Raw genomic sequence first — 14,653 nt, 5'->3', positions numbered from 1 at the left:
AAAGACGGGATGAGGGGCGAACGGCGATAAACACCGTTCGAGGGCTCCTCTCATCCCGCCTCCCTCCCATCAGGAGAGACTCTTTGGCGGTTATGCGGAGGAGATCAACTCCAGCCACTCGTCCTCGGTCATCACTTTCAGACCGAGGTCTTCCGCCTTTTTCAGCTTCGAGCCCGCGCCCGGACCCGCAACAAGATAGGTTGTGGCTTTCGATACCGAGCCCGCAACCTTCGCGCCGAGCCGCTCGGCCTGAGCCTTGGCCTCGTCGCGCGTGAATCGTTCCAGCTTGCCGGTGAAAACCACCGTTGCGCCCGCGAGCAGTGAAGAAACCTGATCGGGCTTGTAATCCTCGATGGTCAGCTCGTGCTGAAGCGCATCCACCACCTCGCGGTTATGCGGCTCGTCGAAGAAATCCACGATGGATTGCGCGACGACGTCGCCAATCCCGTCGATCTCATTCAGTTTGGCCAGAATGATGGCCTTATGCAGCGACCTCTTGTCATCGGCCGAGGCGCGTTCGAGCAAAAGTTCGTCGCCCGCCCGAAGGTCGCTGGCGTCCGGCTCGGCCATGGCGGCGCGCAGCGCGTCCAGCGAGCCGAACGTCTTCGCCAGAAGCTTCGCCGTCGTCTCGCCCACATGACGGATGCCGAGTGCGAAGATGAAGCGCTCAAGCGAGATCGTGCGCCGCGCCTCGATGGCCGCGAAGAGGTTCGCCGCCGACTGCGGTCCCCAGCCCTCCTTCTCGGCGAGCTTCGGCAGGGTCACGCCGTCACGCGCGGCCATCGTGAAGATGTCGGCGGGCGCCTTGATGCGGCCCTCGTCGAAGAACGCCTGGATGTGCTTCTCGCCCAGTCCCTCTATGTCGAAGGCGTGGCGCGACACGAAATGCCGGAGCCGCTCCACGGCCTGCGCCGCGCAGATGAGGCCGCCCGTGCAGCGGCGCACCGCGTCGAGCTTGCCGGTCTTCGGGTGGACCTCCCGCACGGCATGGCTGCCGCAGACGGGGCAGAGCGTGGGAAACGCGAACGGCTCCGCGTCGGCGGGGCGCTGGTCCAGCACCGGGCCGAGGATTTGCGGGATCACATCGCCCGCGCGCTGCACGATCACCGTATCGCCGACGCGCACATCCTTGCGGCGGATTTCGTCTTCGTTGTGAAGCGTCGCGTTCTGCACGACGACACCGCCGACGGTGACGGGCGCGAGCTTCGCCACGGGTGTCAATGCGCCCGTCCGGCCCACCTGAACGTCGATGCCGTTCAGCACCGTGGTCGCCTTCTCGGCGGAGAATTTATGCGCGGTCGCCCAGCGCGGCGTGCGGCTGACGAAGCCGAGCCGCTCTTGAAGGTCGAGCCGGTTCACCTTGTAGACGACGCCGTCTATGTCGTAGCCGAGCGAGGCGCGCTTCATCTCGATGGCGCGATAGACCGCGAGCATCTCCTCGACCGAGCGGCAAAGCTCCACCGGCGGCAGTGGAAAGCCCCACCCATGAATCGCCTGAAGCACGCCGAAATTCGTGTCCGCGGGGAGCGCGCTTGCCTCACCCCAGCCCCAGGTGAAGAAGCGCAGCGGCCTGGCAGAAGTGATCGCCGGGTCGAGCTGGCGCAGCGAGCCAGCCGCCGCGTTCCTCGGGTTCGCGAACATGCGGCCACCCTTGCCGATCTGCCGCTCGTTCAGCGCCTGAAAGTCGGCGTGGCTCATATAGACCTCGCCGCGCACCTCGAACACGGCGGGCACATCGTTCGCGCGGATCGTCTGCGGAATGTCGGCGATGGTGCGGACGTTCGCTGTCACGTCCTCGCCCTCCGAGCCGTCGCCGCGCGTGGCCGCCACAGCCAGCCGTCCATTCTCATAGCGAAGCGACACGGAAAGGCCGTCGATCTTCATTTCGGCGGTGACGTCGAGCGCCTCGCCGGGCTCGAATTTCAGGAAGCGTCGCACGCGGCCCGCGAAATCGGCGACATCCTCATCCGAGAACACGTTGCCAAGCGAGAGCATGCGGACCGTATGGCGCACCTTCGCGAACTTGTCGGACGGCGTTGCGCCGACTGTCTGCGACGGGCTTTCCGGTGTGATGAGCGAAGGGAACGCCGCTTCCAGCGCATTGAGGCGCAGGCGCAGGCGGTCGTATTCGGCGTCGGAAATTTCCGGCGCGGTCTTTTCATAATAAAGCCGGTCATGACGCGCGATCTCGGCGGCGAGCGCGTCATGCTCGTCCTTCGCGTCTTCGGCGGAAAGATGCTCGGCGTGCTTCAGCGCCTCGTCGCGGAATGCTGCCTCGCTCTGCGCGGGCGGCGGCGCAATCTCCGTTTCAAGCGAGCGTACGAGCGCTTGCTGCGCGGCGTCCTCCGTCCCCGCCTTGCGGGACCGGCGCGGTGTCTTCGAGGGCTTGGCGCCCCCCGTGTCAGGCGACATGATGCGCTCCGACATGGCGCGCCCCGATCAGGCTTTCGGCGGCGGCGCGGGCTTCGGCCGTGACCTCCTTGCCTGCAAGCATGCGCGCGATTTCCTCGCGCCGGCCTTCCATGCTCAGCGTTTCGGCGCTGGTGGTGACGACGATGGCGTCGCCTTCGCCGCGCGCGGCCTTGTGAAGCCGGATGTGCTGGTTCGCGTTCGCAGCAACCTGCGGCGAATGCGTCACGGCCAGCACCTGCGCGCGGGTGCCGAGCCGCGCCTGCCGTTCGCCGATGGCCGCCGCCGTAGCGCCGCCAACGCCCGTGTCGATTTCGTCGAACACCAGAACCGGCGCGGTCGCCTTTTCGGCGAGAACCACCTTCAATGCAAGCAGGAACCGGGCAAGCTCGCCGCCCGACGCCACCTTCATCAGCGGTCCCGGCTTTGCGCCCGGATTGGTTTGCACATGGAACATCGCCTGCTCGCGCCCGAAGGGACCGCCGCGAAGGCCGCTGCGGTCTTCCGGCATGGGCTCGATTTCGGTGATGAAGCGCGCCTTGTCGAGCTTGAGCGGCGCAAGCTCCGCCTGCACGGCAGCGTCGAGCTGGGCGGCGGTCGCGCGGCGTTTTTCGGTCAGCGCGTCGGCGGCTCGGGCATAGATCGCGGCGGCTTCAGCCGCGACCTTTCGCGCGGCGATCAGATCTTCCTCGCCGGTTTCGATGCGCGCGAGGTCGGCGCGGAATCGGGCGTGGAGCGCGGGCAGCTCGTTCACCGTCACGCGATACTTGCGGGCGACCGCGCGCAGCCGGAACAGCCGCTCCTCGATGGCTTCGACATTGCCGCCGCTCTCACCGCGAAGCTGCGCTTCAACGAGTTCACGCGCTTCCTCCGCCTCGATCAGCACACGTTCCAGCGCCGCCTGTATGGGCTTCAGCGCGTCGGGGATATTCGGCGTGCGCTCCAGACGGCGAAGCGCGGCGCTGAGCTTTGTGGCGGGGAATTGCGGTGCGTTCAGCGCGTCTGCGATGTCTTCGAGGTCGGCGCGGGCCTTTTGCGCGGCAACGATGGCGGTGCGACGGGTCGCGAGGTCGTCTTCCTCGCCCGGCTGCGGCGCGAGCTGGTTCAGCTCCTCGCAGGCCGCCGTGAGATAGTCCTTCTCGCGCTCGGCCACGGCCAGAGCCTTCTCAAGCTCGTCCACGGACTTGTTCTTTTCGCGCCACGTTTCCCATAGCCGCGACACCTCCTGAACCTCGCCGATGAGGCCGCCGAACTGGTCGAGCAAATGGCGGTGGGTGGCGGGATCGAGCAGGGCGCGGTCGTCATGCTGGCCGTGAATTTCGACGAGCATCTTTCCGAGCTGCTTCAGGAGGCCGGTCGACACCGGACGGTCATTGATGAAGGCCTTCGTGCGGCCATCCTCGCCCTGCACGCGGCGAAGAATGAGCGCGTCCTCACGGTCGAACCCCTGCTCGGCAAGCAGCGCCATCGCGGGGTGCGCGTCGTGGAGGTCGAAAGAGGCTGTGACGCTTGCGCTCGTCGCGCCGCGCCTCACGAGGCCGCCGTCGCCGCGCGCGCCGAGCGCAAGGCTCAGGCTGTCGAGGATGATGGATTTGCCCGCGCCGGTCTCGCCCGTGAAAACGGTGAAGCCCTTCTCGAAACCGAGATCGAGCTTATCGATAAGAACGATGTCGCGGATTGACAGGGCCACAAGCATGCCGATTCCTTACGCGATTCTCGGCGCGCCGGCACCCGTCACCTGCTCCGCGCGCGTCAGCCGATATGCTCCACGAGGATCGTAACGCCGATGATGCAGAGCGCAAGCCCCGCTGCCACTTCGGTCATGCGCCCGAATCGTTCGCCGATCAGCCGCCCCAGCATCATGCCCGCCGACGACATGAGGAAGGTCGCCAGGCCGATAGCGATGGCAATCGTGGTGATGTCCACGTCGAGGATCGCAAGCGACACGCCGACGGCCATGGCGTCGATACTGGTTCCGATTGCGGTTGCGACGAGCAGCAGGAAGGACTGTGCGACGGCGGGCCGCTCTTCTTCCTGCGCGAACAAGGCGAGCCAGAGCATGCGAAGCCCGACGCCGCCGAGCAGCGCGAACGCGATCCAGTGGTCCCACGCCTGCACGTACTTGCTGGCCGCCATGCCCGCCGCCCAGCCGATGACCGGCGTCAGCGCCTCCACCGTGCCGAAGATGAAGCCCGTGCGCAGCGCCTCGCGCAAACGCGGCTTCTTGCACGCGGCGCCCCGCGCAAGCGACACGGCAAAGGCGTCGACGGACATTGTGAAGGCGAGCACGGCGATTGCGGTCGGGGTCACGATGGCTTCCAAAAAAAGAAAGGCGCCGCAGAGCGCTGAGGCGCAGACGGCGCGAATAGGGTTTGTACGTTTCCGCTGAGTGGCGCGGTCGCTGGCTTTCTTCGGCCAGGCGCCACAAAAAGCATCAGGCCACGAAGACGGCCTATCCTTAAGCCGCCCCGATGGCCGATGTCAAAACTTAGGCAGTGCTATGAAAATGAGCCTAGCCTGCAACGCTGCCGACAGTCCGCTTCCAGGCGTGGCTGATCCACGAGCCGGTGTCTTCGCGCGGCGCGGTGCCGCCAGACTGAAGCAGGGCGTAGGCGTCCTTGTACCAAGGGCTGTCGGGGAAGTTATGTCCGAGAACGGCCGCCGCGGTCTGCGCCTCGTTCACGATGCCGAGCGCCATGTAGCATTCGGTCAGGCGCATCAGCGCCTCTTCCACATGTGTCGTCTGCTGGTAGTCGGTGACCACCGTCTTGAAGCGGTTCACCGCTCCGAGATAGTTGCCCTTCTTCTGCCAGTAACGGCCGACTTCCATTTCCGACGCGGCGAGGGTGTCGCGCGCGAGCTTGATGCGCCGCTTCGCGTCTTCCACATAGCGGCTGTCGGGGTAACGGCGAATCAGCGTTTCGAGTTCTGCGACGGCTTTCTTCGTTTCGCCCTGATCACGCGTCGGCCCGGAAATGCGCTCGAAATAAGAACTGGCGATGATTTCCTGCGCCAGAGCGGCTTCCTTGCTACCGGGATGCAGCGCGAGGTAACGGCGCGCGGCGGCGACGGCTTCAGGGCCCTTGCCGGCTTTCTGATAGGCGTAAGCAGCCATCAGTGTGGCCTTCTTGGCTTCTTCCGAATAGGGGTAAAGCTGGTCGATCCGTTCGAAGATCTCGGCGGCCTTGTTGTTCTTGCCCTGGCCGAGGAGGTCGTCAGCTTCCTTATAGATCTGGTCCGGCGGGCGCTGGTCGAGCGGCGTCGATTCGGAACTTGAAAACAATGAACCCATCGATCCGCAGCCGCCAAGTGAACTGGTCAGCGTCGTCGCGAGAATGACTACTGCGAGAGTTTGCCCGATCGATCGCAATCCCATCGTCCTTGCTCCAGGCCCCGTATTTCGAGTTCGAGCGATACTGCGCGACTCGGGTTCCGCTATTGTTACGTTCTTGTACGGCGAAAAGCCGCAAAATGATGGTGAAATGCGGAGTTTTTCAGTCAAAGCGTTTGCGGGGGAAAACTTGTCGGCGCGCGTGAGCAATTTGCCACCGGCAAACCGGCGATTGGCCTGGCGCCGTAACGCAAAATGACCGGGACAAGCCCGGCCATTTGCAGATGGGATTCATCAATCGTTTTCAGGTGCGAAATTCGGTGTTGCGAAGGCGATACCGAAATCGGCGCGCGGCGAAACGTAATGGCGGCGCGTCTTGTCGGCGGCTTCGACGATGGTCCACGCGTCGCGGTTTTCGTAAAGCGCGTGCAGCATCATCGAATTGAGCTTGTGACTTGGGCGCTTCGAGCGATAGAGGCCGAGGATCGCCGCGCCCGCGAGAGCGAAGTCGCCGACGGCGTCGAGCGTCTTGTGGCGAACGAATTCGTCCGGATAGCGCAGGCCCTCCGGGTTCAGGATGCGATCCTCGCCGATGGCGACAGTGTTTTCCAGCGACGATCCCAGCGCGCGACCGGCAGCCCAGAGCTGCTTCACATCCTTCATGAAACCGAAGGTGCGGGCGCGGCTGAGGTGCTTCTTGAAAGAAGCCGGGGTTACTTCGAGGTCGATGCGCTGACGGCCGATCAACGGCGTGGGGAAATCGATTTCGATGTCGAGGCGGAAACCGTCATAGGGGAAGATTTCACCGATGGAGCCGCCGTCCCTGACTGTGACGGGACGGAGAATCTTGATGTAGCGGCGCGCTTCGTCGAGTTCGCGAACGCCCGCCTCTTCGATGGCTCTCACGAACGGTTCCGCGCTGCCGTCGAGGATCGGCAGTTCGTTGCCGTCAACCTCGATATCCGCGTTATCGATGCCCATGCCGCGCAGGGCAGAAAGCAGATGCTCCACGGTGGCGACGGAGGCGCCGCCGGCGCCGCTGATCACGGTGCAGAGGGTCAGATTGGTCACGGAGCGGAAATCGCCGGGGATATGGCCCGCATTCTTACCGCCGGAGACGTAGAAATTATAGCCGGTGTTGGCCTCGGCCGGGTGGAGGATCAGCGATACTTCCGCGCCACTATGCACGCCCGCCCCTTTCAGGACGATTTCGCGCTCAAGAGTGGTTTGCCTGTTCGAATAGCTTCGAAAGCTCATAAGAGTGCGCCGTTTTTTTTGTGCCACGGTGCCTTCCTTTGCCGAAGGAATGCACCCCCCATCGTGTGCCGGACGATGCCCAATGGCTTCTATGCGAGCATCGGTAGCTACACGCTACTCTTGGGCCGGCGATCTGCCGGTACGCGCGCGGAAGCTCAATACATCCGACCTGCGGCAAAGTTAGCCGGGCAACTTGGCGTGCTTCAAATCACGCTTTTTAACAGTCTGTTACGGGGAGGGCTGACAGTTCGACACAACCGAAAACGGCGCCCGGGAGAGGCCCGAAGCGCCGTACACAGAGGTTGAGAAAGAAAACCTGCGATCAGGATGCAGGTTTTCTAAAAAATTTAGGAATATCAATCGCTTCGTCGCCATTTTGGCGCGTGGCTGCAGGGTCGCCGTCCATGTCTTCGCCGGTGTCGTCATGGCTTGCGCCATTCCGACGCCCTTGTTCTGCCACAGTTTTTTCATGATTGGTGCGTGGCTGAAGAGCAACAGATTTGGTCTGCGGCGAGGCGTTTGATTTCGTCGTGCTGCGATCCCGGCCCGCCATCCAGTCGAAGAAACCGCGCGGCTTGCCGGAACTTCGATTCGAGGCGCCATTGTTGCTGCCACCGTCGGATTGTCCGAGTTCGGGAAAATCCGAGAATGTGAGCGGTCGCCGCGGGGCGCGAGCGGTCTTCGCGGGGGGCACGGGCTCGAAACGCTGGCCGTTGTCCGCCGGAACGGGCGGCGCGACGTCATCGCCGCCGCGTCTTCCCTTCGGTTCGAGAACGACGCGCCGATCCTGCGGCTGACGCGCCGGTTGCTCGCGCAATCCGCCGAACGGCGCGCGGCGCTGCGGAGGCTCTTGCTGAACCGACTGCATCCGCTCGGCGAGGCCCGCGTCTTTCTCCACGGGCGGCGGCGGTGCAACGTGCTGGGAGGCAACGCCGGAGTGAATGCCGGTCGCGACCACGGACACCCGTAGCCTGTTTTGAAGCGACTGATCGAACGTCGCCCCGACGATGATGTTCACGTCCGGATTTTCTTCCGGGTCGACCTCGCGGCGGATTCGGGACGCGGCCTCCTCCACCTCGTACAGCGTCATGTCGAAACTGCCGGTGATGCTGACGAGCAGCCCCTTCGCGCCGCGCATCGACACTTCACCGAGCAGCGGATTGGAAATCGCGGCTTCCGCCGCCTGCAGTGCGCGCTTTTCGCCTTCGGCTTCGCCGGTGCCCATGAGCGCGGTGCCCATGTTCTGCATCACGGTGCGAACGTCGGCGAAGTCGAGGTTGATCAACCCTTCCTTAACCATAAGATCGGTGATGCAGGAAACCCCCGAACGCAGCACATCGTCGGCGCGCGAGAAGGCATCCGCGAAGGTGGTGCGCTCGCTCGCGACGAGGAAAAGGTTCTGGTTAGGGATGACGATCAGCGTATCGACATGTTGCGCGAGCGCGGCGATGCCGGCATCCGCGGTGCGCATGCGGCGCTGGCCTTCGAATTCGAATGGTTTCGTTACCACCGCGACCGTGAGCACGCCGAGTTCCTTGGCCGTGCGCGCAATGATCGGTGCCGCGCCGGTGCCGGTTCCGCCGCCCATACCCGCCGTGATGAACAGAAGATGCACGCCGTCGAGATGGGAGCGGATTTCCTCGATCGCTTCCTCGGCGGCAGCCGCGCCGATCTCCGGGCGCGAGCCGGCGCCAAGACCTTCGGTGATGCCAATGCCCATCTGAATGGTGGTGTAGGCCCCGGACGACGCGAGCGCCTGCGCGTCCGTGTTCGCGGCGATGAATTCCACGCCTTCGAGCCCAGCTTCGACCATGTTGTTCACGGCGTTGCCGCCAGCGCCACCCACGCCAATAACCGTGATGCGCGGCCGCAACTCCGTCAGACCAGGAAGTTGCAGGTTAATTCCCATGGCAGCCTCGTCAGCTTCCCCTTCGGACGTCGCGAAATGCCCGCCCGCTCATATGCGACGACCGAATGTGCGGACAACCTTCACAAAAAGCTTGTACGCAGCCATTGGCCGATTCGAGACGCGTAGCTACTGTCTTGAGACGGCAACTCAGGCGCATAGGGCATTTCGCCCGCGGACTGGTGCCGGCTTGCATAAAGACACCCCCCCACTAGCGCACTCAACACGTTTCCCGCGTTGAGACCGTTCAAGCTCAAGGGCTTCGCGATTCTCACCTCCGCCGCAAACAGATGCGAAGCAAGCTCGCGGATTCCCGGTAGCAGGCTGCCGCCGCCTGTCAGCACCGCGCCCCCATTCGGAACAGAGTATCCTGCACCTTTTAACCGTTCATTAACGGCCCTGAGGTGGTCCGATGCCCTCGATCGAATGATATGATTGAGGGAAAATTTGGACACCGGCTCGCCGGTCTCGCCATTCTGGACGGGGAGGTCGATGTCGGCCTGCAAATTGTCGTAGACGCTTCCGTAGCGGACCTTCAGCCGTTCGGCCTCGAACTTCCGCAGCGAAAAGGCGCGCGCGATTTCCTCGGAAACGGACTGACCGCCAAAATCAAGGCATTCCAGAAACATCGGTACGCCGTGCCGGAACAGCACGATCCCGGTGGTCTGCGCGCCCATGTCGATCACGAGCACGCCTGACATGCGTTCGAGCGCATTCGTCACGCTCAGCGCCGAAGCGATCGGCCCCGCCAGGACGGTGCGCACGTTAAGCAGACTTTTGCCAAAGCATGTTCCGAGTTGATGCTGGCCGCGGATCGGCATCGAAATCGCGATCACATCCGTTTCGGCGCTTGGCGGGTGGTTCGCAAAGGCCGACTCGGCTCCCGCTTCGCCGGACGATGTGAAGAGATGCAGGAGCTTTCGCTGCGTTCGCGCGCAGTGCTCTTCGGCTGCCACCGAGATGGCTTCGATGTCCTCTCTGGCAAGCCCCGCATGGCCGAGCCTTGCCTCGAATACCTCCGCTATAAGCCCGGAGAACTGGCCAGTAACGAGCACGTCTTCCACGGTCACGCCGGCCTGCGTTTCCGCTTGGCCGACTGCGCGGCGAATGCTTGTCTCTATAGCCGCGAGGTTCGCGATCCGGCCGCCGGAAATCCCCGATGAACGCACCAGCGCGCTGCCGATCACGCGGAGATTGCGCGCGCCGACGTCGAAACCGAAACGCGGTGACGAGAGCAGAACGACCGCGCACGCCACCTTTTGCGCGCCAAGGTCAACAACGGTAATGATGTCGTCTCGTCCCTTGAACGGCCATAACCGCGACGGACCGCGCGAGGCCTGCCGCCGTTCGTCCGTCATAATGCCTTGCCCCTTCTCGGCGGCAATGCCGTTTGCGGGGCAGGGGAGGAGGTCAAAAGCGCGATCGCTTTGTCGCGATTGGCCGTGGTCGGCTCACGCAATTGCAGGATCGTGCGATGCGTCAGTCGCAGATCGATGGTGTCGAGAGCCATTTCCGCAATCTTCGAGTTGGCGAGAACAGAGTCAAGTCTTGAAAGAGTTAACTCACCCACCTTGCGCGGAAGTTTCAGGATGACGCCGCTGTCAAGCTTCACCTGCCAAAATCGCTCGGCGACGAAGCTCGCCTCGGCCACGCGGGAGCGGATCGTCTCCCGGTCGGCAAGCGACTCGATGAATGCCGCCGCTTCCGCTGGCGCGCCCTCGCCCGAGAACAGGAGCAGCGTTTCAAATTGCCCCTCGGACGGGCCGAGCACGCGCCCTTCGCGATCGACCACCTGAACGACGCCCGCCGCGTCCTTCCAGCGCGCGTAGGGCTCCCGCTCGGTCAGCACCACTTCGAGGCGAGAGGGGAGCACGCGACGCACCTCGGCGGACTTGATCCAGCCGAGCGCGAGCAGGCGATCGTGCGCCGCCGCCGCGTCGTAAGACAGCGAGGATTGCTCGAAGGGAAGTTGCAGCGCCTTCAGCAGCGTTTCCTTCGGCGTGTTGTCGGACCCGGATACGGCGAGATCTTCGAGCCGGAAACCGGCATCGTATGCTGCCTTGTCGGCAAAGTTTGCCGCCTCGTCGAACAGCGATTTCGTCACTCCCGACAGATAGAGGCCATAGATCGCTGTCGCGACCAGAAACGCCATGCTGACGACGAAGCCCGCGCGCGCGGCGCGGTCCGCATCCACCAACCCGAACTGAAACAGGGATGGCGCCGCAGCGGCATCCTTATCCGGTTGCGCTGCCCTCGGTTCCGGGCCTTTCGCGCCGACCGTACACGAAACTAACGATTGCAAGAGGCATCCTCCACAATCCACCGCACAAGTTCACCAAACGACAATCCAGCATGGGCGGCGAGTTCCGGAACGAGCGATGTCGCGGTCATCCCCGGCTGGGTGTTGACCTCAAGACAGACAAGTTCGCCCGTGCCTTCCGGCCGATCGTCCAGACGGAAATCGGCACGGCTTACGCCCCGGCAGCCCAACGCGTGGTGCGCGTCGACCGCCATCTTCTGAATATTTTCGTAAATTTCCGGTGAAAGTTGTGCCGGCAGAATGTGGTATGAGCCTCCTTTGGCGTATTTTGCCTCGTAATCGTAGAAGACGAGCCCCTCGGCGGGCTTGATTTCGATAATGCCGAGCGCGCGATCCCCAAGGACGGCGCAAGTCAGTTCACGGCCGGCGACGTAACGCTCGACGAGAACGTCGCCATGCGTCCAGTCGGAGCGCGTCAGTTCCTGCGGGGGATACTCGAAGTCGTTGCGGACGATGAATACGCCGACGCTTGACCCCTCGCACACAGGCTTGACCACATAGGGCGGCGGCAGCAGATGGCGCTGCGCGGCTCTGGCCGGACTTGCCACGACGCCGGCTGCCACGGGCACGCCCGCCGCCTTCATCGCAACCTTGGCGCGCGCCTTGTCCATCGCCAGCGCCGATGCCAGCACACCTGAGTGCGTATACGGAATTTCGAGCGTCTCAAGAATGCCCTGAACGCAGCCGTCCTCGCCCCATTTGCCGTGCAGGGCGTTGAAGCAGGCGTCGGGCTTCAGTGCGGCGAGCCGGTCGGCGATGTCGCGGCCGACGTCGATGCGCGTGACGCGGTAGCCTTGCGCTTCGAGCGCGCCCGCGCAGGCCCCGCCCGAATTCAGCGAAACCTCGCGCTCCGAAGACCAGCCGCCCATCAGCACGGCGATATGGTGAAAGGTCTTCGTCATTCGGCGGCCGCCAGCGCTGCGCTCGTCGGCGCGTGCACGCCGATGCGCTTGATTTCCCAGTCGAGCATGATGCCTGTCTTCTCGAATACGCGCTTTCGCACGGTCTCGCCCAGCGTCTCGATATCGGCGGCTGTGGCGTTCTGGTCGTTGATGAGAAAGTTGCAGTGCATCTCCGACATATGCGCGCCGCCGACGCGGAAGCCCCGACACCCCGCCTCGTCGATAAGCCGCCACGCGCTTTTGCCAGGAGGGTTCTTGAACGTCGAACCGCCCGTGCGGCTCTTGATGGGCTGGTTCGCCTCGCGGTATTCGGCGACGCCCTGCATCTCGCGCTCGATCTCGGCCGTGTCGCCGGGGACGCCCTCGAAGACGGCGTGAGTGAAGATCTGGTCGTCAGGCACGCCGCAATGGCGGTAGGTGAAGCCCATGCCCGCGTTGTCGTAGACATGCACCGCGCCACCGCGGTCGACCGCGCGCGCTTCAACGACCACGTCCTTCGTTTCGCCGCCATGCGCGCCCGCGTTCATGCGCAGCGCGCCGCCGACGGTGCCCGGGATGCCGCGATAGAAGGCGAGCTTGGCGATGCCCGCCTGCGCCGCCGCCTGCGCGAGCCGCACGTCCGGCACCGCCGCCCCGACGCGAATGCGCGCGCCGTCAAGCGGCTCGATGGCGTTGAAGCCGCGCCCGAGCCGGATAACCACGCCCGGCACGCCTCCATCGCGTACGAGAAGGTTCGAGCCGACGCCTACCGCCATCACCGGAATGTCAGCCGGGCAGCGCGAAAGGAAATAGGCGAGATCCTCCTCGTCTGCGGGCTTTAACAGCACCTGCGCGGGGCCGCCGACGCGAAGCCACGTCAATTCGCTCATGGACGCGTTCGGCAGGAGCTTGCCGCGAAGCTTCGGCGCGTCGGCCAGAAGCGCTGGTGCGATGTCGGGGAACACGGCCTTACTCCGCCGCGCCAGCGAAGGCCGGATAATGGCTCAGCTTCTCGGGAAGTGCGCGCGCCCATTCCGAGATCGTGCCGGCGCCGAGCGTCAGCACGAGGTCGCCGGGCTGGGCGACCGTCGCCAGCGTCGACACGAGCGTATCTTCGCCATCGACCGGGTAGACGCGGGCGTGACCCTGCTGGCGCAAACCGTCGACGAGCGTATCGCGGTCGATGCCGTTGGGCTGTTCGCCCGCAGAATAGACAGGCGTTACGACGACCGTATCCGCATCCGCGAAGCAGGAGCAGAACTCGCCGAAAAGCGATTGCAGCCGTGAATAACGATGCGGCTGCACCACCGCGATGACGCGGCCTCCGGCAGCCCCGCGCGCGGCGCTGAGCACGGCGGCGATTTCGGCGGGATGGTGCGCGTAGTCGTCATAGATCGCGACGCCGTTCCACTCGCCGCGCGGCGAGAAGCGGCGATCCACGCCCTCGAACGACGCGAGGCCATCGAAAATCTGGTCGGCGGTAAGGCCTGCATGAAGGCATGCGGCGATCGCGGCCGCAGCGTTCAGCGCGTTGTGTGCGCCCGGCACCTGAAGCTTCACGCCCGCGTGCCGAAGAGGCGGCTCGCCGGGTTCGCCCGCGATAGCCACGTCGAACACGACCGAAGCGCCCTGGCTCACCACATTGTCGATCTTCACACGCGCATCGAGCGCACGGCCGAAGGATGCCAGCGGCGGCAGTTCGCCCGCCGCCGCGAGGTCCTGGGTCAGCTCGCGCACCACGGGATGGTCGATGCCGGCAACTGCCACGCCGCTTTGCGGGATTTGCCGGAGGAAGGTGCGGAATGCCTCATGCAGCGCTTCCACGGACCCATAATAGTCGAGATGCTCCGGGTCGATGTTGGTCGCGACGCCGATTTCGGTGGGCAGCCTGATGAAGGTTGCGTCGGATTCGTCCGCTTCGACCACCATCCAGCGGCTCGCGCCGATGCGCGCATTCGTGCCCCAGGAGCGCAGAACGCCGCCGACGAGCACGGTCGGGTCGAGGCCGGCCTTCTCCATGATCCAGCCGATCATGGACGTGGTCGTGGTCTTGCCGTGGGAGCCCGTCACGCAGATCGTGCGATAGTCTTTCATCAGCGCGGCGAGCGTCTCGGCGCGGCTGAACACGGGAAGCCCGCGTTCGCGCGCGACCCGAAGCTCGGGATTGCCTTCCTTGACGGCGGACGAAATGCAGACGACGGACGCACCTTCGAGATTGGCCGCATCCTGCCCGATGAAAACCTTGATTCCCTGCGCAGCAATCCGCCGCGTGTTGGCGCCCTCTTTCTGATCGCTGCCCTGGACGGGGATGCCGCGCTCTTGCATGATCTCGGCGATGGCGCTCATGCCGATGCCGCCGATGCCGATGATATGAATCCGGCCGCCGGAAAGCGGATCGATCATCTTATGTCCTTTCTTCCCTCGGGCCGGAGCGCGTCGCGTCGCAATGCTCCGGATCTTATTGGATAGACTGCTCCACCCCAAGTGGACTTGCCGAAAAGCCAGTCGATCCCGATCCCCGATATGTTCAGCCCCACGATGATACGGTG

General features: G+C 64.3%; 11 protein-coding genes. All 11 read right to left on the bottom strand.

The window, feature by feature from the left end; translation table 11 throughout:
- Positions 1–90 precede the first annotated feature (90 nt).
- Positions 91–2,412, bottom strand: coding sequence for an NAD-dependent DNA ligase LigA (ligA, locus tag EK416_RS14300; protein WP_127078633.1), 2,322 nt, complete (start codon positions 2,410–2,412; stop codon positions 91–93).
- Positions 2,402–4,105 (bottom strand): DNA repair protein RecN, encoded by a 1,704-nt coding sequence (gene recN, locus EK416_RS14295; protein ID WP_127078631.1) that lies wholly within the window; start codon positions 4,103–4,105, stop codon positions 2,402–2,404. Before recN ends, ligA begins: the two co-directional genes overlap by 11 nt.
- 56 nt (positions 4,106–4,161) lie before the next feature.
- Entirely contained in the window at positions 4,162–4,719 is a 558-nt protein-coding gene (locus tag EK416_RS14290) for a manganese efflux pump MntP (RefSeq protein ID WP_127078629.1), read from the bottom strand.
- 202 nt (positions 4,720–4,921) lie between these two features.
- Positions 4,922–5,785, bottom strand: a complete 864-nt coding sequence (locus EK416_RS14285) for an outer membrane protein assembly factor BamD (protein ID WP_127078627.1) — start codon at positions 5,783–5,785, stop codon at positions 4,922–4,924.
- A gap of 249 nt (positions 5,786–6,034) precedes the next feature.
- The gene (gene lpxC, locus EK416_RS14280) at positions 6,035–6,997 is read right to left on the bottom strand and encodes a UDP-3-O-acyl-N-acetylglucosamine deacetylase (protein WP_127079791.1); all 963 of its coding nucleotides are present in this window, start codon (positions 6,995–6,997) and stop codon (positions 6,035–6,037) included.
- A 322-nt stretch (positions 6,998–7,319) separates the two neighbouring features.
- The gene (ftsZ, locus tag EK416_RS14275) at positions 7,320–8,906 is read right to left on the bottom strand and encodes a cell division protein FtsZ (protein ID WP_127078625.1); all 1,587 of its coding nucleotides are present in this window, start codon (positions 8,904–8,906) and stop codon (positions 7,320–7,322) included.
- Positions 8,907–8,986: 80 nt separating this feature from the next.
- Positions 8,987–10,261, bottom strand: a complete 1,275-nt coding sequence (locus EK416_RS14270) for a cell division protein FtsA (RefSeq protein WP_127078623.1) — start codon at positions 10,259–10,261, stop codon at positions 8,987–8,989.
- Positions 10,258–11,205: a cell division protein FtsQ/DivIB gene (locus tag EK416_RS14265; protein WP_127078621.1), complete on the bottom strand. Its 948-nt coding sequence runs from the start codon at positions 11,203–11,205 to the stop codon at positions 10,258–10,260. The genes EK416_RS14270 and EK416_RS14265 overlap by 4 nt, the downstream gene beginning before the upstream one ends.
- On the bottom strand, positions 11,193–12,125 hold the full coding sequence (locus EK416_RS14260) for a D-alanine--D-alanine ligase (RefSeq protein WP_127078619.1): 933 nt from the start codon (positions 12,123–12,125) through the stop codon (positions 11,193–11,195). The genes EK416_RS14265 and EK416_RS14260 overlap by 13 nt, the downstream gene beginning before the upstream one ends.
- Positions 12,122–13,069: a UDP-N-acetylmuramate dehydrogenase gene (murB, locus tag EK416_RS14255; protein ID WP_127078617.1), complete on the bottom strand. Its 948-nt coding sequence runs from the start codon at positions 13,067–13,069 to the stop codon at positions 12,122–12,124. Before murB ends, EK416_RS14260 begins: the two co-directional genes overlap by 4 nt.
- Positions 13,070–13,073: 4 nt before the next feature.
- Positions 13,074–14,507, bottom strand: coding sequence for a UDP-N-acetylmuramate--L-alanine ligase (gene murC / locus EK416_RS14250; RefSeq protein ID WP_127078615.1), 1,434 nt, complete (start codon positions 14,505–14,507; stop codon positions 13,074–13,076).
- Positions 14,508–14,653: the final 146 nt, after the last annotated feature.

The organism is Rhodomicrobium lacus (assembly GCF_003992725.1).
GTDB classification, from domain to species: domain Bacteria; phylum Pseudomonadota; class Alphaproteobacteria; order Rhizobiales; family Rhodomicrobiaceae; genus Rhodomicrobium; species Rhodomicrobium lacus.
This window is presented reverse-complemented; position numbering and strand designations above follow the sequence as displayed.

Excerpts from the sequence above, each read along its gene's own strand:
- ligA (WP_127078633.1), bottom strand. The coding sequence starts at position 2,412 with ATGTCGCCTGACACGGGGGGCGCCAAGCCCTCGAAGACACCGCGCCGG.
- recN (WP_127078631.1), bottom strand. The coding sequence starts at position 4,105 with ATGCTTGTGGCCCTGTCAATCCGCGACATCGTTCTTATCGATAAGCTC.
- EK416_RS14285 (WP_127078627.1), bottom strand. The coding sequence starts at position 5,785 with ATGGGATTGCGATCGATCGGGCAAACTCTCGCAGTAGTCATTCTCGCG.
- lpxC (WP_127079791.1), bottom strand. The coding sequence starts at position 6,997 with ATGAGCTTTCGAAGCTATTCGAACAGGCAAACCACTCTTGAGCGCGAA.
- ftsZ (WP_127078625.1), bottom strand. The coding sequence starts at position 8,906 with ATGGGAATTAACCTGCAACTTCCTGGTCTGACGGAGTTGCGGCCGCGC.
- EK416_RS14270 (WP_127078623.1), bottom strand. The coding sequence starts at position 10,261 with ATGACGGACGAACGGCGGCAGGCCTCGCGCGGTCCGTCGCGGTTATGG.
- EK416_RS14260 (WP_127078619.1), bottom strand. The coding sequence starts at position 12,125 with ATGACGAAGACCTTTCACCATATCGCCGTGCTGATGGGCGGCTGGTCT.
- murC (WP_127078615.1), bottom strand. The coding sequence starts at position 14,507 with ATGATCGATCCGCTTTCCGGCGGCCGGATTCATATCATCGGCATCGGC.